A 26,328-nucleotide genomic window follows, 5' to 3' on the forward strand; every position below is an offset into this window, starting at 1 on the left:
CCGATCGGGCGGGGGAGTTTGTCGAGGAGCTGCACGACAAGATCCTCGATCTGGAGGAGATGGTGCTGATGCGCGACATGCCCGCCAATGGCCGCTTGGCGCTGATCCGCAAGCAGCTCATCATGATCCGCCGCTACCTTTCCCCCCAGCGGGATCTGGTGGCACGGCTGGCCAACGAGAAGATCAGCTGGCTGGATGAGGATGACCGCCGTCGTCTGCTCGATATCGCCGACCGGCTGCGGCGCTGGCTCGATGACCTCGATGCCGGGGTGGCTCGCACCGCCGTGCTGGCAGACGAGATCAACAATCTGATGGCAGAGGCGACCAACCGCCGCGCCTACCAGATGTCGGTGATGGCGCTGCTCTTTTTACCTGCCAGCTTCCTGACCGGTCTGTTTGGCATCAACCTCGGCGGTATCCCCGGTGCCGAGAATCCGACCGCCTTCTGGGTCTTCTGCGGATCCTTGGTGGCGCTGGCAAGCGGGCTGGCTATCTGGCTCAAGCATCGGCGCTGGTGGTAAGGAGGCATAACCCATGTGGCAATCAATTGGTCTGACCCTGCTGCTGTTGCTGGGGCATACCCTGATCCGGCGGCTTATTCACAAGAGTCTGCTGGCGCTCGGCCAGAGCAGGCAGGTGAGCGAGAACCGGGTGCTCTACGTGGCCCATGTGTTCCACTTCCTGCTCGGCTGCGCCACCCTGCTGGTGCTGGCCGGGGTGTGGGGGCTCGACTTCTCCCGACTGGTGGTGCTCGCCTCCTCCTTCTTTGCAGTATTGGGGGTCGCCATGGTCGCCCAGTGGTCGATCCTCTCCAACATCACCGCCAGCATCACCATCTTCTTCGCCTTCCCCTACAAGATTGGCGACCGGATCCGCATCCTCGACAAAGATGATTCGGTCACCGGCGTCATCACCGAGATCGGCCTCTTCTATGTGCGGGTGCGTGATGACAACGGCGATCTGGTCACCTATCCGGCCAACCTGATCCTGCAAAAGCCGGTAAGAAAGCTGGAGGGCAAGGTGGCGGAACCGCTGCAACCGGAGTAGAAAGCAACCGGAATAACAAAAGGCTCCCTCGGGAGCCTTTTTACTGTGCGGTGGGTGGCGCTAGCGTTCGAAGAAGCGGTAGAGGTGCTCCACCTGAACCGGGCAGTCGGCCACCTGATGCAGATGTTCGCGGGCCTGCTCAACGGTGCCGAAACTGACCGGGCAGCCGAGGGTGTCGGTCAGCTCGTAGAGGGCGCCATCCTTGCCTCTGAATTCGATGAGCCAGCCGGGAATAGCCACATCGTGGAGTATTTCGGCCTCTTGCAGGATCTGTTGCTGATAGAGCTTACGAAGTTCACTGACTGTCATGATGCTCTCCTGTGGGGAATATCCAGCTCCAGTCTATGCCTGCCCTTTATATGCAGCAACGGGATCATCCCCGCAGGACCTCCCATGCCCAGCGGATGCGGACAAAAGTCTCGGCATTGCCGCCCCGATCCGGATGGTGCAGCAGTGCCAGCTCCCGCCAGCGGCGGCGGAGCGCCTCCTGACTTACCCCTTCATTCAACTCGAACAATGCCAGCGCCTCGGCTTTGTGCCCCTCACCGTCGTAAGCGCGCCAGAAGCGGTTGAGCAGGGCCTCCACTTCGGCACGGTCGGTCTGCCAGAACACCTGCCAGTCGAGATAGTAGCTACGCAGATTTTCGCCAAGGGCAAAGCCGTGGTTGGCCTCCAGGTTCCCAGCCAGCGGTTCGAGCCGGATATCCAGGGTGCTGATCACCAGCCACCAACCCTCTTCATAAAGCTCGGCCTGCAGCTGGTAGAGGGCGTTCATGATCAGGAAGTTGACCCGAAACAGCTGCAGCTGCTCGTCGTCGGCCAGCCGGGGGATCGCTCCCTGCTGGCGCAGAGCCGCCATCAGTTCATGCACCTTGTAGCTGCCCGCCGCCTGTTGCAGCAGCACCAGCAGAGGGGCGACCAGCGGATTGTGGTTGGCTTCGTTCATTCGGCGCCCTGCTCTCTGGGCGGCTGCAGGGCGATCAGCAGCTCACCCGCCTGCGGGGTGACGGGGCCGGTGACGATCCGGGGCTTGCCCTTGCCATCCATGATGAACAGCGGGATGGCGCCGGGATTGGCGGTCTGATACTGGGTCCAGTCGAATGCCTCGCTCAGGCGGGTAGCCTTGATCTGGCCGCCCCGGCTCAGCAGGCCGCTCAGCCGGGCATAGTTGATGTCGGGGCCGAACAGGTTCTGGCGAGCGCGAAAGGTGGCACTCTCCCGGTTGGCTTTGCCGTGCTGCTCGCTGGAGCGCAGGGAGTAGACCTGCTCCTCGCCGTAGAGGTGGGCAAAGTGCAGCACCCCGAGGGCGTTGTTGTGGCGGTTGGGGGAGAGTGCCAGCACGGTACTGATGCTGGTAAGCGGCAGGTGCAGCTCGGCATGTTCCGACTGGGGGTTGCCGAAATAGCAGGGGAGGTTGCTCATCCGCGCCTGTTTGCAGAACTCCCAGGCGGGATCGCAGAGCTGTACCGGCACCCCCTGATCTGCCAGCGCCTTGCCAATGGCCCGCGCCACCGAGTTGGCCCCTATGATGAGCCAGGTGTTGGGGGCGCTCTGGCGCATCTTGAGCAGGCTGGCCAGCGGTGCCGAGGTGAGGCTCTGCAACACCACGGTGGAGATGATCACCGCAAATACCAGCGGCACCAGCTTGTCGGCATCGGGGATCTCGGCCTGATGCAGGCTGATGGCAAACGAGGCACTGACTGCCGCCGCGACTATGCCGCGAGGGGCGATCCAGCTTAGCAGGGCGCGAGCTCGCCAGGAGAGATCCGAGCCCCAGGTCGAGACCAGAATACAGAGCGGGCGCGCCACAAACTGCACCACGCACAGCAGCGCCAGCACCATGGGGCCGAGCTGCCAGAGCTGTGCCAGATCGAGGCGGGCCGCCAGCAGGATAAACAGGCTGGAGATAAGGATGACCGCGAGATCCTCCTTGAATGCCAGCACCTCCTCCAGATCCAGCCCCTCCTGATTGGCGAGCCAGATGCCGAACACGGTCACCGCCAGCAGGCCGGACTCGTGGCTGAGCCAGTTGGAAAGGCTGAAGGTGACCAGCACCAGCGCCAGCACGCCGAACTTGTGCAGGCTGACCGGCAGCCAGTCCTTGCGAATGAGCAGGGTGGTGAGCCAGCCTGCCGACACCCCGATCAGGGAACCGACCAGCACTGTCTTGCCCAGCGCCAGCAGGGTATGGCTGATGAGATCCCCCTGACTGCCGAGGCGCACCGCCTCGAACACCAGCACCGCAAACAGGGCGCCGATAGGGTCGATGACGATCCCCTCCCAGCGCAGGATGCGGTCCACCTCCCGGGTGGGGCGGATCACGTTGAGCATGGGGGCGATCACCGTCGGGCCCGTTACCACCAGCACAGCGCCGAGCATGGTGGCGACCCGCCAGTCCAGCCCCAGCAGGAAGTAACCGGCGCTGCCGATGACGGCGAAGCTGACCAGCATGCCGGTGGAGCAGAGATTGCGCACCACCTTGCCGATCCCCTTGAGCTCGGCCAGATGAAGGGTCAACGCCCCCTCGAACAGGATGATGGCTACCGACAGGGAGACCAGCGGAAACAGCAGATCCCCGAGCAGGGCATCGGGGTCGAGCAGGCCGCTGACCGGGCCCAGAGTCAGGCCGGTGAGCAGCAGAAACAGGATGGCGGGCACCCGCAGCGACCAGGCGAGCCATTGGGCCAGTACGGAGACCAGGGCGATCCCGGCCAGAGAGAGGGCAATCATGCAGACCTCGATTCAGGCAGTGAGTATGGAGCTAGTGTAGTGGCTAAGTTGGTCAGATTGACACCCAAAGGAGCGTGCATCATGGCCGGGATGGGGATATGTGCGACAGTCGGCGTCATGGTGGCTGGCGGTGGTGTGAAGGGCGCCAGCCAGACGCCAACCGTGGTGATGGGGTGGCCTTGGGGCCGGATTAGATGGGGCTCTCCTTGTGGAGCTCGCCGACACAGTCGGCCAGCGTCAGTACCAGTGCGGAGCGCACCATCTGATCGAGCCGGTTGAGCTGCATCTGGTAGAAGGCCCAATCCTCTTCGCTGGCGGGGGGCTCCAGCTTCATCATGCCGCCCTGATTGACCCCGTGCAGGCGGTCGAGCAGATCGCGGATCGGCTTGTCGCTGAAGCGGTAATCCTTGGGGTCGCGCACCAGAAAGTCGCGGATCTTGATATAGGCTTCGATATCCTGATAGCGCTCGAGGGAGATGAGGCCGAGGGCGAAGATGAGCTTGAGGCGCACCTCCAGCTGGCCGAGGGGGCCGCTCTGGTTGAGCAGGGGTTCGATGGCGTATTTGACGGCATACTCCTCCTGACGAAACGCGCGTCGCATCAGGGAGTCGACCGCCTCTTCCAGGATGGTCACGGCTTCGAGAAAGAAGCCGCGGGGGCCATCCTGCTCGTTCAGTCGTTCCAGTACTTCATCTTCCTGGTGTGTGGTCATAGGTGCATTGGGTCCAGCTGACAGGGAGAGAGTCAGCCTCTCTCCCGGTTTTTATCATATGGGGCACATTCCCTTGCCATTCAAGCGCTTGGCGCGCTATCAGTGGTGGCTGAATGCGCCGCAAGCAGGGTCATTACAGGGTTTCGTAACGGGCGACGATGGCGCGAACCACCTCGCTCTCTTCATCCAGTCCGGTGACGCGGGCCAGCGCTTTGGCCGGGCCCAGCTCCGCCAGCAGGGCTTGCAGCTCCACCGCCTGCGGGTCATCGGCATTGCGATAGTGGAGCGCAGCGGCGATCCCCTCCTGCAACTGATCGCTCGGCAGGCCGTACTCCAGGGTGCCCAGCAGCGGCTTCACCAGTCGATCCCCCGCCGCCAGCTTGCGCAGCGGCTGACGACCGACCCGGTCAATCTCGTCCACCAGATAGGGGTTGGCGAAGCGGGCCAGGATCTTCTCGATGTAGGCGGCGTGCAGACGCGGGTCGAAGCCGTAGCGTTTCACCAGCACGGCACCGCTCTCCTCCATGGCGCGGCGCACCTTGCTGCGGATCACCGGATCTTCGATCGCCTCGCGCACTGTGCGGTAGCCCCGCAACTTGCCGAGATAGGCGGTGACGATGTGGCCGGTGTTGAGGGTGAACAGCTTGCGCTCGACGAAGGCCATCAGATTGTCGGTGGGCTCCATGCCCGCCACCTGTGGCAGCTCTCCCTTGAACTGGGTCTGGTCGACGATCCACTCGCTGAAGCTCTCTACCGTCACTTCCAGCGGGTCATCGTTGGCAGCCGCGGCGGGCGGCACGATGCGATCCACCGCCGAGTCGACGAAGCCGATACAGGATTCGAGCGTGGCATGATACGCGACCGGCAGGTACTTGAGTACCTCCCGCTTGAGGTGGCTTGTGCCGCGTACCATGTTTTCACAGGCGATGACGTTGAGCGGTGTCAGGTTGCCAGCATCGAAACGGGCTTGCAGCCCCTTGGCCAAGGTGCTGGCAATCTTGTCCAGAATGTTGGGGCCCACTGCCGTGGTGACCAGATCGGCGGTGATGATGCGGGCGATCACCTCGTGACCGGCGGAGCTCACCGCCGCCACGTTGCGCACCACATCCAGCTTCTGATCCGCACCCACCACATGGACCTTGTACTCCTGACGGTGGTTGAGCTGGTCGATCAGGGTGTCGTTGACGTCGGCGAAGGTGACCTGATGGCTGGCATCCGCCAGCACTTTACCGATAAAGCCGCGACCGATGTTACCGGCACCAAAATGCAATGTTTTCATGATATTAACCTCTTGAACCAAAGACGATGAAAGATGATTACGCAGCCTGTTCGGCACCCAGCAGATCCAGGAAGGCCTGGGGATCCGTGGTGCTGGCCAGCCGGTCGATGAGACCGGGTTCATCCAGTGCATTGGTCAGGCGGGTTATCACCTGCATGTGTTCGTCGTTGCGGGCGGCGATACCGATCACCAGCCGCGCCACCTCATCGGCGGCTTCGCCAAAGGCGACCCCGGCCGGGTACTGGCAGATGACGATGCCGGTCCGCTTCACAAACTCCTTGGCGGCGATGGTGCCGTGGGGCACGGCGATGGACTCGCCGAGGTAAGTGGAGACCAGCTGTTCACGCTCCAGCATGGCGTTGACGTAGTCGGGCGCCACGTAGCCGCGTTCTGCCAGCAGTCGGCCTGCGGTCAGGATGGCGGCCTCCTTGCTGTCCGCTTTCAGTCCCAGATGCACGTCATGACGGCTCAGGGTAAAGACTTCGGCCGCTTGCGGCTCATAGCTGTCGTCGTTGGCGGCCACCAGCAGCTGCGGGTTGGCAACGTCATCGTTGGCGGCCTGGGTCAGGCTCTGTACCAGCTCCTGATAGAGACCGTTGTCGAGGAAGTTGGTCAGTGAAATATGGTGGGCATGCGGCGCATGGCGACGGGCCCGCTCGGTCAAATCCTTGTGGGTGATGACCCAGTCCACCTGATCGTCGAGCTGATCGATGGCGCGGTTGGTGACGCTGATATCGAGGCCAGCGGCCTGTACCCGCTTGCGCAGCATGCCGGCACCCATGGCGCTGGAACCCATGCCCGCATCGCAGGCGACCACGATATTGCGCACAGCCATCAGTTCGCCGCCCGGCTTCTTGGCCGCTGCGGTTTCGGGCTTGCCGCCCTTCATGGCTTTCATCTTGCGAGTGGCTTCACCGAGGGCATTGGCCTCGTCAGCTTCCGGCTGCTGGGCGCGAACGAACACGGCGGCGACCAGGAAGGAGACCAGAGTCGCGCTGATGATGGAGAGGGCGACCCCGATCAGGGAGGCTTTCGGCGTCATCAGCAGCACGGCGAAGATGGAACCCGGTGAGGCAGGGGAGACCAGACCGGCGTTGAACAGGGTCAGGGTAAAGACCCCGGTCATGCCACCGGCGATCACCGCCAGAATGAGGCGCGGGTTCATCAGCACATATGGGAAGTAGATCTCGTGGATGCCGCCGAAGAAGTGAATGATGGAGGCGCCAGCCGCGGACTGCTTGGCCGCACCACGACCGAACACCATGTAGGCCAGCAGCACACCCATGCCCGGGCCCGGGTTCGCTTCAATCAGGAAGAAGATGGAGCTGCCGTGCTCGGTCGCCTGCTGGATCCCCAGCGGCGAGAAGATGCCGTGGTTGATGGCGTTGTTGAGGAACAGGATCTTGGCCGGTTCGACGAAGATGGAGGTGAGCGGCAGCATGTGGTTTTCCACCAGGAAGCCGACGCCACCGGCCAGCAGGCCGGAGAGCACCTTGACGAAGGGGCCAATCACGAAGAAGGCGAGGATCGCCAGCAGCATGCCGATAAGGCCGGCGGAGAAGTTGTTGACCAGCATCTCGAAGCCGCTCTTGACGCGACCGTCCATCGCCTTGTCGAAGCGCTTGATGGCCCAGCCACCGAGCGGGCCGACCATCATGGCTCCCATGAACATGGGGATATCAGTTCCCACGATGACACCCATGGTGGTGATGGCACCGACCACGCCGCCGCGCTCACCGCCCATCAGTTTGCCGCCGGTGTAGCCAATCAGCAGCGGCAGCAGGTAGGTGATCATGGGGCCGACCAGCTTGGCCAAGGTTTCATTGGGCAGCCAGCCGGTGGGGATGAAGAGGGCGGTAATAAAGCCCCAGGCGATAAAGGCGCCTATGTTGGGCATGACCATATTGGACAGGAAGCGTCCAAAATTCTGTATCTTGACTTTGGTATCCGGTGATAACATGTCGGGACCCCGTTTTAAGCCTGTTTGATTAAAAGTGGTAGTCGGGATGGCCGGTTTTGCCGAACCGCCATCCCGGTCGTCTAAGCAACTTCAATCTACCAGCTTGATATCAAATTAGGCTGAAAACGGGGTGTCTTGTGATCCAGCTCTCAGATACCCAGCGATACCCCATCCATAACCAGTGACCCACATCACATTCCCATGCTGTAATTCGGCTACATTTCGATCTTTTCTGTTTTGAACGACCATTTTTTGTGATTTAGATCACCAGTTCAACTTTGCCGCTCCTTCGTGCAAAGGTGATTTGCATCACAAATTCAGTTTTTGTATTCGAATGGGACAAATCACTCAATTACTCATCAGCGGGTAGTGACGATGGATCTATCGAAACACCCCATTGCTTACCAATGAATCAATAAATTTGTAACCCGCTTTCAGTTTTTGCAGGCCGTGATGAGGGCTCTTTTGTGGCCGGTTGATGGAAATGGTCGGTAGATTGCAGGAGGTCGTGCAGGAGGTTCGTGCAGGAGGTTATGGTGCGGTTGACGTTCGGGGATCTTGCTTGCCGCGCAGGCCAGACAGCAGATAAAAACAAACCGCCAGCAGGCGGTTTGTCGGTTTTGGCGATCAGGCTCCATTCGGAGGCTGCGGCTTAGTAGAAACCCGCATCCTCGGGGGAGGGGCGGGTCTTGAAGCGGCGATGGAGCCACATGTACTGCTCCGGTGCCTTGCGCACCGCGGCTTCAATCTCGCGGTTGGCGCGAGCCGCATCGACCATGTCATCCCCGCTCGGGTAGTCGGCGAGGGGCGCCCCGATATGGAGGGTGTAACCCTCGCTGGTGCGGATGTTGTAGCAGGGCAGAGTGACGGTGTTCTTCACCCGCGCCAGTGTGGCGGTGCCGGTGATGGTGGCGGCCTGCTCTACCGCGAAGTAAGGCACGAACACGCTGGCGTGGCTGCCGTAGTCATGATCCGGCGCGTACCAGAGGGCGTCGCCGTTGCGCAGAGCCTTGATCATCCCCTTCACGTCCATCCGATCCACCAGATATTTGTTGGAGGCACAGCGCCCGTGGTACTGGGCATACTCCAGCACCGGGTTGGTGTTGGGGCGATAGACCCCCACGCCGGGGCGCACCAGCCCGAAACAGCGGGCGTTGAGTTCCAGCGTCAGGAAGTGGCAGGAGAGCAGCAGCATGCCCTGACCTTTTTCCATGGCGGCGATGACGTACTCTTCCCCTTCCACCTTCATCAGGTTGCGCATCCGCCAGTCTGGCCAGAACCAGGCGATCCCCACCTCGAACACGGCGCAGCCCACGCTCTCGAAGTTTGCCTTAAGCAGTTTCTCCTGCTCATCCCGGGTCAGCTCGGGCATCGCCAGCTCCAGATTGCGACGGGCAATCTTGACTCGGGACTTCAATATCCTGGCGGCGAGACGACCGAGCTGACGGCCCAGCCACATCTGGCTACGCCACGGCAGCAGGGTCAGCAGCCAGAGCAGGCCGAGGCCGAACCAGCTGGCCCAGTAACGGGGATGAAACAGGCGGGGCTCCAGGCGGGGAGCGTTGTCGTGGGCCATGGCTAATCTCTTGTTCGCAAACACAATCGGGGGATTCTAGCCGAAAAGGGGGGGTGGGGGCGAATGGCTGTGTGCTGGTCAGAGGGGTGGTCTGCGTCCGGTTCGCGTGACAGCGGCGGCAACTGCGGTCGGCTTTTTCTACACCGGATAAAAGAGTGTGATAAAATCGCCCGCTGATTTTTCAGGTTTTGAGAGTCGATACAGATGAAGATCACCCTGCCCGATTTTGAAAAAGCCCGCGTTCTGGTCGTTGGCGATGTCATGTTGGACCGTTACTGGCATGGCCCTACCGGTCGGATCTCCCCCGAGGCGCCGGTGCCCGTGGTCAAGGTTGAACACATTGAGGAGCGCCCAGGTGGCGCGGCCAACGTGGCCCTCAACTCCGCCGCCCTTGGCGCTCATGCCGTGCTGCTTGGCCTGACTGGTCAGGACGAGGCTGCCGATGCGTTGGCTGGCCAGATGGCTGGCGTCAAGGTGGCCTGTGATTTCGTTCGTCTGGCCGACTTCCCGACTATCACCAAGCTGCGGGTGCTGTCCCGCAACCAGCAACTGCTGCGTCTGGACTTTGAAGAGCCCTTCCACTCCGTCGATGCCACCCTGCTGATGAGCAAGGTCGAGCAGGCGCTGCCGAATAGCGACGTGATGATCCTTTCCGACTATGGCAAGGGGGCTCTCAACGATGTGCCCGGCATGATCCAGCGCGCCCGTGCCGCCGGTATTCCTGTGTTGGTCGATCCCAAGGGGACCGACTTCGAGAAGTATCGCGGTGCCACTCTGCTGACCCCCAACATGTCCGAATTCGAGGCCGTGGTGGGCAAGGTGAAGAGCGAAGAGGAGCTGGTCGCCAAGGGGCTGGATCTGGTCAAGCGTTTCGAGCTGGATGCCTTGCTGGTCACCCGTTCCGAGAACGGCATGACCCTGATCCGCGAAGGTCAGCCGGAGCTGCATCTGCCTGCTCAGGCCCACGAGGTTTACGATGTGACCGGTGCCGGTGATACCGTCATCTCCACTCTGGCTACCTCACTGGCTGCAGGCAAGAGCCTGGACGAAGCCTGTGCGCTGGCCAATACCGCCGCCGGTATCGTGGTCGGCAAGCTGGGTACCTCTACCGTCAGTCCGGTCGAGTTGGCCAACGCCCTCTACACCGAGCAGGAGACAGGCTTTGGCGTCATGTCCGAAGCCCAGCTGAAAGTGGCGGTTCGTGCCGCCCGTCTGCGTGGCGAGAAGGTGGTGATGACCAACGGTTGCTTCGACATCCTGCACGCCGGCCACGTCTCCTATTTGGCCAACGCGGGCAAGCTGGGGGATCGCCTGATCGTGGCGGTCAACACCGACGAGTCGGTTCGCCGCCTGAAAGGGCCGGGTCGTCCGGTCAACCCGACCGAGCGCCGCATGGCGGTGCTGGCTGCGCTGGGCGCGGTGGATTGGGTTGTGCCATTTGGTGAAGATACCCCGCAGCGCCTGATCGCCGAGATCCTGCCGGATCTGCTGGTCAAGGGCGGTGACTACAAGCCGGAAGATATCGCCGGTTACGCCGAGGTGACTGCCAATGGTGGCGAGGTGCGTGTTCTCAACTTCGAGGATGGCTGCTCCACCACCGACATCATCAAGACGATCCGCGAGCGCGGCTAACGTTCTGCTGGCCCCGCAATCTGGCGGGGCTCACTATCGGCGGCTGCAATCCGACCGAAATACGGATAACAAAAAGGCGACCTTGCGGTCGCCTTTTTCATGCACGATATCAGCTTTTGGCTTTTGCCGTGGCAGGCATCAGACCCTGGTTAACTTCCACCAGATCCTGCACTTCCAGCACACCGGCAGCCTGCTTCAGGCTCAGGATATTGAGGATATAGTTGTAACGGGCTTCGGAGAGCTTCTGCTTGGCCTCGTACAGCTTGCGAGTGGAGTCCAGCACGTCGACGATGGTACGGGTACCCACTTCGTAACCGGCTTCGGTCGCCTTCAGGGCGCTGTCGGCGGAGACCACTGACTGGCTGTAGGCGCGAACCGAGCCGATGCTGGCGTTCACGTTGTTGTAGGAGGAGCGCACTGTGCTCTGCACCGAGCGGAAGTTCTTCTCAAGCAGTTCGCTGGCCGCCACGTAGTCGTACTGAGCCTGCTTCACCTTGGAGCTGGTGGCGCCACCACTGTAAATCGGCAGCTTGAAGGTCAGGCCGATATTGGCCTGATTGTCATTGCCACCGCTCTGAATGCTATCAAGCTTGTAATCGGTATTGCTGGTCTGCAGTCCGGCATCCAGATCCAGGGTCGGCTCATGACCGGTTTTGGCCAGATCGATCCGCTCCTTGGCAATGTCCTTGCTGATGCGGGCACTGTGCAGTTGCAGGTTTTTGTCCAGCGCCAGCTCCAGCCACTTGTCGGAGCCGAAAGCGGTCTTCTGCGGGCTGAAACGATCGGTGTTCAGCACGTCCAGATTGCGGTGATCGATACCGGTCAGCTCGCGCAGGGTCTCATAGCTGTTGTCCAGCTCGTTCTCGGCATTGATCTCGTCAGCCAGCGCCTGGTCACGGGAGGCTTCCGCTTCATGGACGTCGGTGATGGCGGTCAGGCCCACTTCGAAACGCTGCTGGGTTTGCTCCAGCTGACGCTCTACCGCAACCTTGTTGGCACGGACGAACTCCAGGGTATCCATCGCCTTGAGCACGTTGAAATAGGCTTGGGCAGTACGCAGCATCAGGCTCTGGATCTCGAGGTTGTAGGCAACATCTGACTGGGTGGCCTGCTTCTCGCTGATATCCAGATTGACCCAGTTACTGCGACGATAGAGGGATTGCGACAGCGTCACCTCGCCCTTGGCGTTGGTATTGCTCTGGGTATCGTTCTTGTTTTGCAGATAATTGAGCCCGGCACCCAGATCGATCTGGGGCAGCAGAGGGGCGCGGGATTCGTTGATCTTCTCGAAGGCCTGGTCGCGAACGGCTTTGGACTGCAGCAACTGCGGGTCTTTGATCTGGGCTTGCTGGTAGATGTCGAGCAGGTTTTCGGCATGGGCACCGGCACTGACGCCCAGCAACACCATGACTGACAAAAGTGTTCTTTTCATAGATCGTTTTAACCTTATGTAGTAACCCAAACTGGTTGCTGGAGAGGCAAATATTGTCACCGACCAAGCTTGATTGCAGCTTAATCACTCAACTATAAGCAAAATTTAATGCTAAGAGTCTCAGGTCCGGTGACGGGAACGTCAAGAACCGGACGCAGTTTTCTCCCCGCGCGCCTAGCCAAATGGTCTGTGGCTGCTAAAATCCACCCCTCATTACCATGGCACGCCGAGTGAATGAACGTTCATTCATGTTCCTCGGATTTTATGGTCAAACTGATACAAGTCAAGCTGACGGGAGCCCCGGATGTCGCAGCAACCCTTGCCGCAAGATCGGCATTACGCCGCCAATGATGTGAAAATCATTGAAAAATCAGCTGGATATAACGGCTTCTTCAAGGTGAACGTCTATCGTCTGCAGCATCGGTTATTTGCGGGCGGCTGGAACCAGCCCATCGTGCGCGAGCTGTTCGAGCGGGGCCATGCTGCCGCGCTGCTGCCCTATGATCCGGTACGCGACCAGATCGTACTGGTGGAGCAGTTCCGTATCGGCGCAATAGAGACCAGCCCGACTCCCTGGCTGCTGGAGCTGGTGGCCGGCATCATTGACGAAGGGGAAACCGCCGAGGCGGTGGTGCGCCGCGAAGCGGTAGAAGAGGCCGGGATCGAGGTGGCCCGCTGCGAGCATGCCATCAGCTATCTGGTGAGCCCGGGCGGCAGCACCGAGCGGATCGAGGTCTTTGTGGGCGAGGTGGATGCCAGCAAGGCCGAGGGGCTGCACGGTCTGTCTGATGAAGGCGAGGATATCCGGGTGCACGTGGTGAGCCGCGAACAGGCCTATGCCTGGCTCAAAGAGGGACGCATCGACAATGCGGCCTCGGTCATCGCCCTGCAGTGGCTTGCCCTCAACCATGGCGAGCTGCGTGCCCGCTGGCTGGCAGATCGCTGAGGTGGCGCTGACCCTGCAACAGAGCAGGCGCTATGTGCCTGATCTGATGTCCTTGCAGCGTACCTGCGAGGTCAACTATATGGCGCTGATGAAGCTGTTGCCGCCAGATGGGGAAGTCGGCGCCGAGCGCCGCTATCGGGTCGGCAACGATCTGCAGTTCCAGCTCACCATCATTGGCGAGAGTCGCTTCACCAATCAGGTGATCCTGAGCCAGCACAACCCCGAATTGCCCGAATATTTACAAGCTCAGATAGAGATTCGTTTGTATCATGATGTGCGGATGGCGGAAGTGTGTGCAGCGCAACAGATTTCCCGTTTGCAACCACGTTATGATTATCCCAATAAAAAGATGCACCAGCGGGACGAAAAGGAGCAGGTAAATCTGTTTCTGGCCGAATGGCTAAAATTTTGTCTCAGACATGGTACCAGCCCGATCAATATCTCCAGTTGAACAAATAAAAAGAAGCGTGATTTTGGAAACAGAGCTCCCCCAGGCGCAGGACGGCAGTGTGCGCCTGTTGCAAATTACCGACACCCACCTCTTCGCGAGTGCCGAAGGGCGGCTGTTGGCTGTGCGCACCGCAGAGAGTCTGGCCGCCGTGCTGGAACAGGTGCAGGCCAATGAACACCCCTACGAGGTGATTCTGGCGACCGGCGATCTGTCGCAGGATCACAGTCCGGAATCCTATCAGCGTTTCGCCTCCATGATGGCGCCCCTTGGCCGCCCCATCTACTGGCTGCCGGGCAATCACGATGACAGCCCGCTGATGACCGAATATCTCCATGCCGCCGGGATCAGCGAATCCAAACAGCTGGTGGGCGACCACTGGCAGGTGATCCTGCTCGACACCCAGGTGCGCGGCAAACCCCACGGCATGATTGGCGATCACCAGCTGGCCGCCCTCGACCGCGCCCTGCGCCAATATCCTGATCGCCACGCCCTTATCACCCTGCACCATCAGGCGGTACCGGTGGGCTGCGCCTGGCTGGATCAGCACAATCTCAAGAATGCCGACGACCTGTTCGCCGTGCTGGCTCGTCATCCGCAGCAGAAGACTATCCTGTTCGGCCACGTTCATCAGGAGTTTGACGAGGTGCACCGCGGGGTGCGGCTGATTGCCAGCCCATCGACTTGCATCCAGTTCAAACCGCTATCCGACGGCTTCGCGCTGGATGAATCCGGCCCGGGCTGGCGCTATCTCACCCTCTATCCGGATGGGCGGGTGGCCAGCGAGGTGTGGCGCTTGCCGGTGGGGCAGTTTGTGCCTGACCCCAACGCTACCGGTTATTGAGGAGAGCATTCCATGAAGTCGGTTCTCCTTTATCTGCACGGTTTCAACTCCTCACCGGGCTCCGCCAAGGCGCAGCAGATGGCTGCCTGGGTGGCCGCCAACCGGCCCGACATCGAGGTGATCATTCCGGCCCAGCCCAATACGCCAGCGGCGGCCTGGGCGGCTATCGAACAGACCATTGCCGATCTGCAGCGTCGTTATGGTAGTGAATTCAAGCTCGGCGCCGTGGGTAGTTCCCTTGGTGGCTTTATGGCGACCCGGGTGAGCGAGCAGTACGGCTGCCGCGCCGCGCTGATCAATCCGGCGGTGCGCCCGCACGAGCTGCTCTGTGACTACCTTGGCCCCCAGACCAATCCCTATACGGGTGAGCAGTACGAACTGCGGCCTGAACATATGGATGAGCTGCAGGCACTGGCTGTGCCGGTGACGGCGCCGGAGCGACTCTGGGTGCTGCAACAGCAGGGGGATGAGGTGCTCGACTATCGCAAGGCGCTGGATGAATACCGCTTTGCCCGCCTCTCGCTGGAGTGCGGCGGCAACCACGCCTTTGTCGCGTTCGAGCGCTACCCCGCCCAGATCATCCGTTTCCTCGGGTTATAGTCAGGTTTGAGTCAATAAGGGCGGTCTCGCCCTGCTTGTTCTTCTCCAGATCAAGCTTTCGGTGCGGGGAGTTTGTTCTACCCCCGCCTAGCAGTTAAGATTCCCTCCAAACGTCAATTCGCAAGGCCCTCCATGTCTACTCAATACAATGCGGATGCCATTGAGGTCCTCAATGGCCTTGAGCCGGTGCGTCGCCGCCCCGGCATGTATACCGACACCACCCGGCCCAACCACCTCGGCCAGGAGGTCATCGACAACAGCGTCGATGAAGCGCTGGCAGGTCACGCCCGCAGTCTGGAGGTGATCCTGCATGAAGACCAGTCCCTCGAAGTGATCGACGACGGCCGCGGCATGCCGGTCGATATCCACCCGGAAGAGGGGGTCAGCGGGGTGGAGCTGATCCTCTGCAAGCTGCACGCGGGCGGCAAATTCTCCAACAAGAACTACCAGTTTTCCGGCGGTCTGCACGGGGTGGGTATTTCGGTCGTAAACGCCCTCTCCGATCGGGTCGAGGTGACGGTACGTCGCGACGGTCAGGTCTATGACATCGCCTTCGAGCGCGGCGAGAAGGTGCAGGAGCTGACCATCACCGGCACCTGCGGCCGCCGCAACACCGGCACCCGGGTGCGCTTCTGGCCGCAGGCGAGCTACTTCGATTCACCCAAGTTCTCGGTCACCAAGCTGGAGCACCTGCTCAAAGCCAAGGCCGTGCTCTGCCCCGGCCTCACCATCAAGTTCCTCGACAAGAACACCGGCATCAAGCTGGAGTGGTGCTACGAAGATGGCCTCAAGGATTATCTGGTCGACGCGGTCAAGCAGTTCACCTGCCTGCCGGAGCAGCCTTTTATCGGCTCGTTCAGCTCCGAACAATCGGCGGTGGACTGGGCGCTCTGCTGGTTGCCGGAAGGGGGCGAATGCCTCGCCGAATCCTATGTAAACCTCATTCCCACCGCGCAGGGCGGTACTCACGTCAACGGCCTGCGTCAGGGCCTGCTCGACGCCATGCGCGAGTTCTGCGAGTTCCGTAACCTGTTGCCGCGCGGGGTCAAGCTGACACCGGAAGATATCTGGGATCGCTGCGCCTACATCCTCTCCATCAAGATGCAGGATCCGCAGTTCGCCGGTCAGACCAAGGAGCGCCTCTCCTCCCGCCAGAGCTCGGCGTTCGTCTCCGGCGTGGTGAAGGATGCCTTCAGCCTTTATCTGAACAGCAATACCGAGCTGGCGGAGCAGATCGCCGAGATCTGCATCAGCAGCGCCCAGCGCCGGATGCGCGCCGCCAAGACGGTGGTGCGCAAGAAGATTACCCAAGGCCCGGCGCTGCCCGGCAAGCTGACTGACTGTAACTGCGCCGACCCCATGCAGGGCGAACTGTTCCTGGTGGAGGGTGACTCTGCGGGCGGCAGCGCCAAGCAGGCGCGGGATCGCGAGTTTCAGGCCATCATGCCGCTGCGCGGCAAGATCCTGAACACCTGGGAGGTGGAGGCCGGTCAGGTGCTGGCCTCGCAAGAAGTTCACGATATCTCGGTCGCCATCGGGCTTGACCCCGACTCCGAGGATCTCAGTGGCCTGCGCTACGGCAAGGTGTGCATCCTCGCGGATGCGGACTCGGACGGTCTGCATATCGCCACCCTGCTCTGCGCCCTGTTTGTGAAGCACTTCCGCACGCTGGTGGAGAAGGGCCATGTCTACGTCGCCATGCCACCCCTCTACCGGATCGATATCGGTAAAGAGGTCTACTACGCCCTCGACGAGGACGAGAAGAACGGCGTGTTGCAGCGGGTCGAAGCCGAGAAGAAGAAGGGCAAGGTGATGGTGACCCGATTCAAGGGTTTGGGTGAGATGAACCCGAAACAGCTGCGGGAAACCACCATGGATCCCAACACTCGCCGTCTGGTGCAGCTCACCATGGAGCCGGCAGGAGAGAGTGAAGGGGATGCGGCTGAGGAGACCCTGCAACTGATGGACATGCTGCTGGCCAAGAAGCGGGCGAGCGATCGCCGTGAGTGGCTCGAAGAGAAGGGCAACCTCGCCATCATTTAAGCCGTCGGCTGGCCCTGTCGGGGCCGGCAAGCATTTAGCCGGAGTCGCCCTGTGGCGGCTCCCGAACCGAAAGAGAAAATCACATGAGTGATGCTATCGAGCTCAGTCTGGACGGGGTAGAGCGCCAGCCAATGCGCACCTTTACCGAACAGGCTTACTTGAACTACTCCATGTACGTCATCATGGATCGGGCCCTGCCGCATATCGGCGACGGCCTCAAACCGGTGCAGCGGCGCATCATCTACGCCATGAGCGAGCTGGGGTTGTCGGCCCTCTCCAAGCACAAGAAATCCGCCCGTACCGTGGGTGACGTGCTGGGTAAGTACCACCCCCACGGCGACAGCGCCTGTTATGAAGCCATGGTGCTGATGGCCCAGCCCTTCTCCTACCGCTACCCGCTGGTTGACGGTCAGGGCAACTGGGGGGCGCCGGACGATCCCAAATCCTTCGCTGCGATGCGTTATACCGAGGCGCGTCTGTCGCGCTTCTCCGAGCTGCTGCTCTCAGAGCTGGGGCAAGGCACGGTGGAGTGGACGCCGAACTTCGACGGCACCATGAAGGAGCCGGTGGTGCTGCCCGCCCGCCTGCCGCACATCCTGCTCAACGGGGTGACCGGTATTGCGGTGGGCATGGCGACCGACATCCCGCCCCACAACGCGCGGGAAGTGGCCTACGCCTGTGCCGAGCTGCTCGACAACCCCAATGCGGGGCTCGATGTGTTGATGCAGCACATTCAGGGGCCGGACTACCCGACCAACGCCGAGATCATCACTCCGCGCGACGATATCCGCAAAATCTACGAGACCGGCAAGGGCTCCATCAAGCAGCGGGCGGTCTGGAGTGAGGAGGATGGCGACATCGTCATCACCGCGCTGCCCCATCAGGCCTCCGGCGCCAAGATCATGGAGCAGATCGCCGCCCAGATGGTGGCGAAAAAGCTGCCGATGGTCACCGATCTGCGCGATGAATCTGACCACGAGAACCCGACCCGTCTGGTGATCGTGCCACGCTCCAACCGGGTGGATGTAGAAGGGCTGATGGCCCACCTGTTCGCCACCACGGACCTGGAGAAGAACTACCGGGTCAACCTCAACATCCTCGGCCTCGACAACCGGCCGCAGGTGAAGTGCCTCAAGACCATCCTCAGCGAGTGGATCCAGTTCCGCCGCGAGACCGTGCGTCGCCGTCTGCAATTCCGCCTCGACAAGGTGCTGGCTCGCCTGCACATCCTCGAAGGCTTGCTGATCGCCTATCTCAACATCGACGAGGTGATCGAGATCATCCGTACCGAGGATGAGCCGGGCAAGGTGATGGTGGAGCGCTTCAACATTACCGAGACCCAGGCCGAAGCGATCCTCGAGCTGAAACTGCGCCATCTGGCCAAGCTCGAAGAGTTCAAGCTGCGCGCCGAACAGAACGAACTGGCCGAAGAGCGCGACAAGCTGGAGCTCATTCTGGGCTCCGAGCGTCGCCTCAACACCCTGCTCAAGAAAGAGCTGCTGGCCGATGCCGAGAAGTACGGCGACGATCGCCGCACCCCGCTGGTGGAGCGTGCCACCGCGGTGGCGCTGACCGAGAAAGAGCTTATTCCCAGCGAACCGGTCACCGTCATCCTCTCCGACAAGGGGTGGGTGCGCGCCGCCAAGGGCCACGACGTGGATGTGGCGGGGCTCTCCTACAAGGCGGGGGACAGCTATCTGGCCCACGCCTGTGGCCGCAGCAACCAGCAGGCGGTGTTCCTCTCCACGTTGGGGAGAACCTACGCCCTCGAATCTCACACCTTGCCATCGGCGCGCAGTCAGGGCGAACCGCTCACCGGCCGCTTTGCGCTGGGGGCAGGGGAAGAGGTGCGTCATCTGGTGATGGGCAACGAAGGCGAGCCCTACCTGATCGCCAGCGATGCCGGTTACGGCTTTGTCTGCACCTATGACGATCTCATAGGCAAGAACAAGAACGGCAAGGCGCTGCTCACCGTGCCGGAAGGGGGTCAGGTGATGGCACCCCAGAAGATCGGCTCGCCAGAAACCGATCTCTGCATGGCCATCTCCAACGAAGGGCGCATGCTGCTGTTCCCGCTCAATACCTTGCCGGTACTCGGCAAGGGCAAGGGCAACAAGCTCATCAGCATCCCGTCCGCTCGCGTGAAGGCGCGGGAGGAGTTTGTGGTGATGGCCGCCGTGATCCCGCAGGGGCAGTCGGTCACCCTGTTTGCCGGCAAGCGCAAGCTGACCCTCAAACCGTCCGATCTCGATTACTACCGCGGCGAGCGCGGCCGCCGTGGCGCCAAGCTGCCCCGCGGTTTGCAGCGGGTCGATCGCATCGAGATTGAACCCGCCGCCGGAACCGAACCGGTAGCCGGGGAAAATCAGGAAGGGTAATTAATATAGAAGGGCGCGAAAGCGCCCTTTCTGTTTAAGATGAATTAATTCAAGGGAGATGAAGAGAGATATTTTTTGCTGACCCATCCATATACGCCACTCTTGCTAATATATGCCCACTGATTTTCTTGGCGGTACAATAAAACAAAGTCCCCTTTTGAAAGAGATGTATTTATATTGGCTTTGATACTTGGTGATGTACGCACGTTCAATTTTTTAGGAATAACATACCTTACCAATACGTTTGTAGATGCAGGGGCAGGTTTTTTGCTTGTTTTCTTATTTTCTATCGGAGATGAGTAAGTATAGGTGTTTTTATGGCAAGTTTTACTCCATGAAATACATGAGTTTCCACATGGCTGCCCCTTTTTACAGTTTTTGGCATAGACAGGGGGAATTAGTAGAAGGATGCTTGAGAATAATACAATCATCTTTTTTTTCATAAATAGTAAACTCACTTAAGCTAGGTTTATGTGTTTAGTTGGCTTTAGTAATATTATCAAAATTGAAAGATGATATTCTGTGACTTATATCATTTATATTGCAGGCATTAATGATTGTTATTTTGTAGCCGTTTCAGGCAACAAAATGATCTTTATCACACACCTTAATTGATAGATGTGTTATTTTGGTGTTTTGTAATTAAAATTAGTGAGTAAAATATGAAAAAATGTCTACTTTTTATAGTTTTAACATCACTTATGAGTGGTTGTGCTGTATCTTATGACCCAAGTACATCATCAAAATCCACTCCGGTGGATTTTCCTCCACTTGGTCAGGTTAATACTGCATATGTGGGTGACAGTATGATGTCAAAAGGAATTCTTGTTGAGGGGGAGGCCATTGTACTTAAAAACGCTATAGATGGTGTAGCTTATGACATACCAAGTGGAACTTACGACAAGCTAGGTTCTAATAATACAGCTGATGTATTTAAAACAGCTACCAGAGAAGGGCGAATTGTTATACAAAATCCTTTCGCCGATCCGTACCAAGCACTTGGGGTGAAGAAAAATAATCCAAATGAATTATGTGTTATTACGGTTTTTGGTATGTATTCTTGCTATGCTGCAAATTTTGAAGTAAAGAAAGTTTCTTCTGTTAACTCTGCATCATTTCAGCAAACTTTGATTTATAGTGGTAAGGTAGGAAATAAAATAAATATAGGATATCGTGAAACTAGCAATGACATTGCTCGCCCTGCATTTAATAATGATGTCGAGTATGATTTAGGTGAGTCACAAGAAATCGGCTATAAAGGTGCTGTAGTTGAAGTGATTTCTGCTGATAATCAAAAAATAACATATCGAGTGGTAAAGTCATTTAGATAGGGCCGTAGGTTTGATTAGCGCAGCGTAATCAGACGATCGCGAAAACAGGTTGCCGTTATTCTGTTGATGCTCCTGCTGATCTCTTCTCTATGTCCATCGCCACGGGGATTGCGGTGCGGACGATTACGCTTCGCTAATCGACCCTACGCGTTCCTGCTTGATTTAACGCACTGCTGCTTGTCGGTGGTTTGCTCTCCCTCCTCACCGACCTTTCTCCCTTTATCTATGGCAAAGAGTGGGAGAAGGGAGCAGAGATCGCAGCCATTGATAGTGACCGTGGTATGGCGTGATAGCTAAGGGTGACAGCTATGGCTTCAGGTTGGCAGGTGCTGATCCCCTCTCCCCTTGGGAGAGGGTTAGGGTGAGGGAAAGCTGACGATAGGGGCAAACGCCGCAACAGGCGCCAGGTTGCCAACCTGAAAAAGAGCCATCCATCCCGCCAAAAGCGAGGGCCCCGCCATCCATGATGGCGGGGCCCCTTGCATTATCAGCTGTGTCGCGGATTCAACCGTTCGCGCTGGCAGGGGCCACTGAAATGGCTGGCCCGAGCCCGGTCAGACAGGGATAGCTGTCGCCGCCGGTGGCGGGGTGATTTTCGAGGCGATCAGCTGGCGCAGGCGGGGCACCAGCAGGAGCAACACCAAGCCGCCCGCCAGCGAGCCCCAGCCCAGCATATTGAACACCGAGCTGTAACCCGGGTTGGTGGCGACCGGGGTGCTGCCGATATTTTGCGGCATGGCGCCGGAGACATAGCCCGCCAGCACCGAGGCGATGCCGGTCACCATCATCCAGCAGCCCATCATCAAGCCTTGCAGGCTGGCGGGGGCCAGCTTGCCAATCATGGCGTAGCCGATGGGGGAGATCAGCAGCTCGCCAAAACTCTGCAGCACATAGCTGATGGCGATCCACTTGAAGGCGACCAGCCCGTCGGCCCCCGCCAGATGGATGCCGATCGGCAGCACCAGCATCCCCAATCCCATGCAGAACAGGGAGGCGGCAAACTGGGAGGGGATGTCGATATTCCACCCCTGTTCGCGCAGTCGCTTGAATAGCAGCGCCATCAGCGGGCCACCGATAACGATGACGAGGGTGTTGATGTTCTGGATCCACTGGGGGGCGACCCGCAGCCCGAACACGTTGAGGTTGATATTGTGCTCGGAGAAGAGCATCAGCCCCATGGGCGCCAGCTGGTAGAGCGACCAGAAGATGAGGGAGCCGAGGGCGAGGATCAGGTAGGCCACCATGCGGCTGCGCTCGGCGGCGTCCGGATGGCGGGCGGTCATCACGCAGAGCAGCACCAGCACCACGGCCCCCAGGATCAGCACGAAGCTGCCGCTGAAGCTGGCGTGGGTCAGCAGCAGGCGCAGCGCCGGCACCAGCATGGCCAGAATGGCGATCCCGGCCAGCATGCGGCGGTAGAAGCCGCTCCCTTTGACATGGCGCAGCGGGGTGCTGATATCCGCCAGAATCGGCCAGCAGGCGAAGGTGGCGATGATGGCGATGATGTTGCCCAGCGTCGCAAACAGGAAGAGGGTGCGGTAATCCTCGGTGAGCTGGAAGTAGCCCGCCACCGTGAAGCCGATAAAGAAGCCCAGATTCATCCCGGCGTAGTTCCACAGGAAGGCGCTCTCGCGGCGGTGATCATCCGGGGCGAAGCGCTGGGTCAGCATCATGTTGAGGCAGGTGACGTTGAGGCCGCTGCCGGTGAGGAACATGGCGAGCCCCCAGTAGAGGCCGGTGATCCCCATCTCGGCGATGAAGTAGCAGCCGATCACCTGCAGCACCATCCCCATCACGAACAGGTTGCGGTTACTGAGGTAGCGCCCGCCGAGATAACCGCCAAACAGGTGCAGGCCATAGTTGAAGGCCCCGAAGACCCCCATCATGGCGTTGGCCTGGGATTCGCTGAAGCCGAGCCGCTTGGTGGCGTAGAGCACCAGCGTGGAGTAGAGCACGGCAAACCCCAGGGTCGAGAAGGTCTGGATAAAGAACAGCGCCCCGGAGCCGGGGGGAATGGTGGGGTGTTGATTCGAAGCGCTCACGGTCTGTCTCCTGTGAGAGAAGAAAGTCATAACTCGTCCTGAGAGCGTACCGGTCTGCTGCCGGCTAGCCTTGTGCGCTTCCATGCTGGTCTGAAGGCCGGTCTGTCATTTAGCGGCCAAGCGGTACAAATAGCCATACCTGAAATTTAATCCGGCGCGATTAATTGCTTTTTATTGATCTATTCCGCCTTTTTATGCGTGATTGAGCTGTGGTTTTAGCTCGGTTTACCACGCGGTTGCGACACGGTTGATGTGATCCAGTCGGCTATTTGGTGCCGATTATGGCGCTGTAACGGGATCTTCGTCCCGCTTTGTTGCCCCGAAACGCAGCTGGTGCCAAGTTGTTGTATTGCAGGTTGTTTATTCATCCTTGGGCATTGAGTGAATAAATATCGGTAAGAGAAGGGACAGCCCCGGGGTGACTTGCGCGTGTTACCTCACTGCTGTCGAGAGGGTGAGGGGAGGATAAAACAACGCCCGGCGGGCCGGGCGTTGTGGTGCGACTGATGGGCGGCGAAAGCGGCCTTAGAAGTCGTGGTAGAGCGGCCAGCCGAGCAGCGGGTGCTTGAGACCGGCGCGCATCTCGACGTTGTCGAGCTTCTCCGGCGAGGCGTTCTCTTTTTGCAGCAGCTGGTACTGGCGCACAAAGCCCAGGGTGTGCAGCAGGTTGGGCACAAAGCCCGGGCTCAGCTCCTGACGCAGGGCGGCGGCCATGTCGGCTGGCAGCGCATTCAGCATCAGGGCGAGCTGGGCGGCGAGGTAGTCGATGTCGTACCAGCCCTCGTCGAGCTCAATCTCCCGCGCCAGTTTGCGCTTGAGATCCTGCTTCACCTTGAGCGGAGCGGCGCCACTGCCCTTGCCGCAGAGGATGCGGTAGAGCAGCGCTTCGGCCAGCTTGTCCTCCATGGTGGGGTGGTCGCTCTCGCAGGCGAAGAAGTGCTGGTCGATGAGTTCCATCAGGCGGCTCTTGTTGTGCTCGGTCAGCGCCTTCTCGTACTCCTGCCACCCTTGCCACTCCTCCACATCGGGCGGGCTCGAGATCTTGTCCAAGAGGCGCGCATCCACGTCACCGTAGAGGCTGTTGCCAGCCTGCTTGGGGCTGACGGTAATGAGCATCGACCAGCCTTTCTGGAACGGCTTGATGGGGCCTTCCGGCGCCTGCAGCAGCGCCAGCGCCTTGGCAGGATCCCGCGCCGAGAGCTCCTGCAGGCCGAGGCTCACCACGCCGATGACGTCGTGGGCGGCCTGCTCCAGCAGGTGCATCTTGTACTTGTTGTAGTACTTGTCGGCGAATTTGAGGCTCATCAGCACCGCCTTGCCCTTGATGGCGGCCAGCTGTTGTTCGCTCAAACGTTCATTGTCGCGGCCAAAGCGCAGCACCTGGGTCAGAAAGGGGCCCTGGTTGGCATCGCGAATGACTAACTGCATGAATGGGCTCCTTAATCCAGAAAGCTGAACATGTCGTCGACGTCGCCGTACTCGTCTTCCTCGACCTTGTTCTTCTCTTTGGCCTGCATCACCAGCTCGGCGGCAAACTTGTTGATGATGCCGTCCCAGGTTGAGTGTTCGTTGCGCAGCAGCGCCTTGATGGCTTTCTCCACCTCGGGGGCCAGCTCGCGAATGAGCATCAAGAGGCTGCGCGGGTCGTCCAGCGCGTAGTCGTGGCTGTCTTCGGCCTGCTGGCGCTCGCTGTAGCGCAGGGACTCTTCGAGATCTTCCTCTTCGGCATGCAGCACGTCGCGATAGCCTTCGTCCTCTTCATAGCGATCGCCGCGATAGAACTCGATAAAGGGGATGGCGAGGTAGAAGAGACCGGCCGGATCTTCGGCCACGCACTCGAGGATCTCGCGCTGCTTGGCTTCGCTATCCTGGGTGCGGATCAGGTAGTTGAGAAAGTCGAAGGTGTGCTGTTGCAGCTCATCGGCGTTGTTCTTGATCGCCTCTTCCCAATAGAGCGGCTGCTGGCAGACGATGTCGCGGATCCTCTCCGGGGTCATCAGCTCGGAGATGATGGAGGGGAAGGAGATATCGTGCTGGCCGTTAATCTGGGTCAGGGTAACGATATCAATGTTTTCAATCACTTCTGCCAGCTGGTCGTCAGACATGGTCTTGGCGATCAGCTCGAACTTCTCGCTGGCCTGCTTCGGCTCGATAACGGCCAGCTCTTTGATCTCGATGGCGGTAATTTCTATCAGACTGTTGCTCATGCCTTGCCCCAATTAGAAACGGACTTCGTCGTACATATCCTGATCGCCGTCGTCATCACCATAGCGGTCACTGCCACCATGGTAGTCGGCGTCGGCATCTTCCCCGTCTTCATCTTCTTCGTCGCGCAGCTCATAGTCGTCATCGCCGCGGTGGCTGCCGCGCGGCAGCGGGTTGTCGAGCAGGAACAGCACGGCGCAGGCTTCCATCAGCTGATCTTCGCTCTGGGCCCGCACCGCCTTGACCAGCGGCAGGGCGGCGTTGTTGAAGCCGACGCTCACCTTGAACTCGTCCCAGCTTGGCTGCTCGCCGCTGGCGAGCCACTTGTTCCACTGCGACTTGGCCTTGGCCGGGAACTGCACCCGACCATAGAGGGCCAGCGGCAGATACTCGGGCATAAACTCCAGCATGCTCATATCGGCCAGCAGCAGGCTCTTCATCTGGTCGGTGAACTGTTCCAGCCCCTTGGGGTCGTCCTGATCCCGGTAGGATTCGATGTTTTCGCCGGCATCGCTTTGCAGCGACTTGAGCCGCGCCTGGTCCCATCTCTTTTGCATAGTTGCTCTTTCTGCCTGCTGTTTCAGGGGTAGAACTGATCCCACATCTCCTGCATGGCGGAGGCGGGGTCGGTCACGATGACGTTGTTGAAATCCTTGATAAAGGCGGCCCGCTGTTTCGGATCGGACAGCACTTCATAGGCCTGCTTTACCTGGTGCAGCTTGATGGCTGCCTGCTCTTTCTCTTCTTCACTGGCCCCGTGCAGTTTGTCGGGGTGGTACTGGTTCGACAGCCGACGATAGGCTTTCTTGATGTCGTTTTCGCTGGCGTTGGACTTGACGCCCAGCACCCGAAAGTAGTTGTTCATGGCAGATCCTGCATCACTGGCATCATAGGATTCACGCTGCGAGTGCCTGATGGTGGGGATTGGCAAACCAGGCACGGCAAAAACCCGTCATTTTAACGGAAACAGCCCGCCAACGCGATGAGTTGGGCGATCAATTAACGGGCGAGATGAAGAGGTGTCAGTTGAGCGTCTATTGTTGCCAGTCGGTCTGGCCAGTGCAAGGGCGGCGGGGCAAAAGCGATGAAAAAACGGTCAGGAAAGGGGCGGGCGGCAGGCCGG

The 26,328-nt window shown here is 59.7% G+C and carries 25 protein-coding genes; 11 read left to right on the forward strand and 14 right to left on the reverse strand.

Annotation, left to right across the window (positions count from 1 at the left end; all coding sequences use genetic code 11):
- Together zntB and L972_RS06755 are read left to right on the forward strand one after the other, a co-directional pair.
- The coding region (zntB, locus tag L972_RS06750; RefSeq protein WP_047436905.1) for a zinc transporter ZntB at positions 1 to 521 on the forward strand (521 nt) is incomplete at its 5' end.
- Positions 522 to 534: 13 nt separating this feature from the next.
- Complete coding sequence (locus L972_RS06755) at positions 535 to 1,047, forward strand: mechanosensitive ion channel domain-containing protein (protein WP_005354921.1); 513 nt, start codon at positions 535 to 537, stop codon at positions 1,045 to 1,047.
- 60 nt (positions 1,048 to 1,107) lie between these two features.
- On the opposite strand, the gene L972_RS06760 is transcribed toward L972_RS06755, so the two are convergent.
- From L972_RS06760 to lpxL, 7 genes are all read right to left on the reverse strand, one after another.
- A complete protein-coding gene (locus tag L972_RS06760) occupies positions 1,108 to 1,356 on the reverse strand; it encodes a hypothetical protein (protein ID WP_005363113.1) in 249 nt (82 codons plus the stop codon).
- Positions 1,357 to 1,420: 64 nt separating this feature from the next.
- Positions 1,421 to 1,993, reverse strand: coding sequence for a DNA-J related domain-containing protein (locus tag L972_RS06765; RefSeq protein ID WP_047436908.1), 573 nt, complete (start codon positions 1,991 to 1,993; stop codon positions 1,421 to 1,423).
- Complete coding sequence (locus L972_RS06770; protein WP_047436911.1) at positions 1,990 to 3,777, reverse strand: cation:proton antiporter; 1,788 nt, start codon at positions 3,775 to 3,777, stop codon at positions 1,990 to 1,992. The genes L972_RS06765 and L972_RS06770 overlap by 4 nt, the downstream gene beginning before the upstream one ends.
- 190 nt (positions 3,778 to 3,967) lie before the next feature.
- Positions 3,968 to 4,489: an MltR family transcriptional regulator gene (locus L972_RS06775; protein ID WP_047436914.1), complete on the reverse strand. Its 522-nt coding sequence runs from the start codon at positions 4,487 to 4,489 to the stop codon at positions 3,968 to 3,970.
- Between the two features lie 133 nt (positions 4,490 to 4,622).
- Positions 4,623 to 5,768, reverse strand: a complete 1,146-nt coding sequence (locus tag L972_RS06780; RefSeq protein WP_047436917.1) for a mannitol-1-phosphate 5-dehydrogenase — start codon at positions 5,766 to 5,768, stop codon at positions 4,623 to 4,625.
- A gap of 37 nt (positions 5,769 to 5,805) precedes the next feature.
- The gene (locus L972_RS06785) at positions 5,806 to 7,728 is read right to left on the reverse strand and encodes a PTS mannitol transporter subunit IICBA (protein ID WP_047436919.1); all 1,923 of its coding nucleotides are present in this window, start codon (positions 7,726 to 7,728) and stop codon (positions 5,806 to 5,808) included.
- Positions 7,729 to 8,380: 652 nt separating this feature from the next.
- The gene (gene lpxL, locus L972_RS06790; protein ID WP_047436921.1) at positions 8,381 to 9,304 is read right to left on the reverse strand and encodes an LpxL/LpxP family Kdo(2)-lipid IV(A) lauroyl/palmitoleoyl acyltransferase; all 924 of its coding nucleotides are present in this window, start codon (positions 9,302 to 9,304) and stop codon (positions 8,381 to 8,383) included.
- A 204-nt stretch (positions 9,305 to 9,508) separates the two neighbouring features.
- On the opposite strand from lpxL, the gene hldE reads away from it, so the two are divergent.
- On the forward strand, positions 9,509 to 10,936 hold the full coding sequence (gene hldE / locus L972_RS06795) for a bifunctional D-glycero-beta-D-manno-heptose-7-phosphate kinase/D-glycero-beta-D-manno-heptose 1-phosphate adenylyltransferase HldE (protein WP_005335903.1): 1,428 nt from the start codon (positions 9,509 to 9,511) through the stop codon (positions 10,934 to 10,936).
- Positions 10,937 to 11,045: 109 nt separating this feature from the next.
- On the opposite strand, the gene tolC is transcribed toward hldE, so the two are convergent.
- Positions 11,046 to 12,368, reverse strand: a complete 1,323-nt coding sequence (gene tolC / locus L972_RS06800; protein WP_047436923.1) for an outer membrane channel protein TolC — start codon at positions 12,366 to 12,368, stop codon at positions 11,046 to 11,048.
- Positions 12,369 to 12,672: 304 nt separating this feature from the next.
- On the opposite strand from tolC, the gene nudF reads away from it, so the two are divergent.
- The 6 genes from nudF to parC all read left to right on the forward strand — a co-directional run bounded on the left by nudF (position 12,673) and on the right by parC (position 19,627).
- Positions 12,673 to 13,314: an ADP-ribose diphosphatase gene (gene nudF, locus L972_RS06805; protein WP_047436924.1), complete on the forward strand. Its 642-nt coding sequence runs from the start codon at positions 12,673 to 12,675 to the stop codon at positions 13,312 to 13,314.
- The gene (locus tag L972_RS06810) at positions 13,277 to 13,765 is read left to right on the forward strand and encodes a DUF1249 domain-containing protein (RefSeq protein WP_234917221.1); all 489 of its coding nucleotides are present in this window, start codon (positions 13,277 to 13,279) and stop codon (positions 13,763 to 13,765) included. Before nudF ends, L972_RS06810 begins: the two co-directional genes overlap by 38 nt.
- 22 nt (positions 13,766 to 13,787) lie before the next feature.
- Positions 13,788 to 14,606 carry a 3',5'-cyclic-AMP phosphodiesterase gene (gene cpdA / locus L972_RS06815; protein WP_041202814.1) on the forward strand — a complete coding sequence of 273 codons (819 nt, stop codon included), beginning with the start codon at positions 13,788 to 13,790 and terminating at the stop codon, positions 14,604 to 14,606.
- 12 nt (positions 14,607 to 14,618) lie between these two features.
- Positions 14,619 to 15,206, forward strand: coding sequence for a YqiA/YcfP family alpha/beta fold hydrolase (locus L972_RS06820; protein ID WP_047436928.1), 588 nt, complete (start codon positions 14,619 to 14,621; stop codon positions 15,204 to 15,206).
- A 132-nt stretch (positions 15,207 to 15,338) separates the two neighbouring features.
- Positions 15,339 to 17,249 (forward strand): DNA topoisomerase IV subunit B, encoded by a 1,911-nt coding sequence (gene parE / locus L972_RS06825; protein WP_047436931.1) that lies wholly within the window; start codon positions 15,339 to 15,341, stop codon positions 17,247 to 17,249.
- An 83-nt stretch (positions 17,250 to 17,332) separates the two neighbouring features.
- Entirely contained in the window at positions 17,333 to 19,627 is a 2,295-nt protein-coding gene (gene parC, locus L972_RS06830) for a DNA topoisomerase IV subunit A (protein WP_047436934.1), read from the forward strand.
- Between the two features lie 44 nt (positions 19,628 to 19,671).
- Here parC and L972_RS20655 read toward each other — a convergent pair whose 3' ends face one another.
- Positions 19,672 to 20,070 carry an SH3 domain-containing protein gene (locus L972_RS20655; protein WP_081990698.1) on the reverse strand — a complete coding sequence of 133 codons (399 nt, stop codon included), beginning with the start codon at positions 20,068 to 20,070 and terminating at the stop codon, positions 19,672 to 19,674.
- Positions 20,071 to 20,289: 219 nt separating this feature from the next.
- Here L972_RS20655 and L972_RS20660 point away from each other — a divergent pair, with 219 nt between their 5' ends.
- Positions 20,290 to 20,958: a hypothetical protein gene (locus L972_RS20660; RefSeq protein WP_081990699.1), complete on the forward strand. Its 669-nt coding sequence runs from the start codon at positions 20,290 to 20,292 to the stop codon at positions 20,956 to 20,958.
- A gap of 554 nt (positions 20,959 to 21,512) precedes the next feature.
- On the opposite strand, the gene L972_RS06835 is transcribed toward L972_RS20660, so the two are convergent.
- The 5 genes from L972_RS06835 to atcJ all read right to left on the reverse strand — a co-directional run bounded on the left by L972_RS06835 (position 21,513) and on the right by atcJ (position 26,070).
- Positions 21,513 to 23,000: a peptide MFS transporter gene (locus L972_RS06835; RefSeq protein WP_047436937.1), complete on the reverse strand. Its 1,488-nt coding sequence runs from the start codon at positions 22,998 to 23,000 to the stop codon at positions 21,513 to 21,515.
- Between the two features lie 525 nt (positions 23,001 to 23,525).
- Positions 23,526 to 24,428 carry a cold adaptation protein AtcC gene (atcC, locus tag L972_RS06840; protein WP_047436939.1) on the reverse strand — a complete coding sequence of 301 codons (903 nt, stop codon included), beginning with the start codon at positions 24,426 to 24,428 and terminating at the stop codon, positions 23,526 to 23,528.
- Between the two features lie 11 nt (positions 24,429 to 24,439).
- Positions 24,440 to 25,207 (reverse strand): cold adaptation protein AtcB, encoded by a 768-nt coding sequence (gene atcB, locus L972_RS06845; protein WP_026458895.1) that lies wholly within the window; start codon positions 25,205 to 25,207, stop codon positions 24,440 to 24,442.
- 12 nt (positions 25,208 to 25,219) lie between these two features.
- Positions 25,220 to 25,762, reverse strand: coding sequence for a cold adaptation protein AtcA (gene atcA, locus L972_RS06850; RefSeq protein WP_047436942.1), 543 nt, complete (start codon positions 25,760 to 25,762; stop codon positions 25,220 to 25,222).
- A 23-nt stretch (positions 25,763 to 25,785) separates the two neighbouring features.
- Positions 25,786 to 26,070, reverse strand: a complete 285-nt coding sequence (gene atcJ, locus L972_RS06855) for a cold adaptation protein ActJcold adaptation protein ActJ (protein ID WP_005343121.1) — start codon at positions 26,068 to 26,070, stop codon at positions 25,786 to 25,788.
- A 59-nt stretch (positions 26,071 to 26,129) separates the two neighbouring features.
- On the opposite strand from atcJ, the gene L972_RS21760 reads away from it, so the two are divergent.
- Positions 26,130 to 26,328, forward strand: a 199-nt coding sequence (locus L972_RS21760) for a hypothetical protein (RefSeq protein ID WP_231560905.1), incomplete at its 3' end; no start/stop codon positions are given.

Source organism: Aeromonas sp. ZOR0001, assembly GCF_000801015.1.
Taxonomy (GTDB): domain Bacteria; phylum Pseudomonadota; class Gammaproteobacteria; order Enterobacterales; family Aeromonadaceae; genus Aeromonas; species Aeromonas veronii.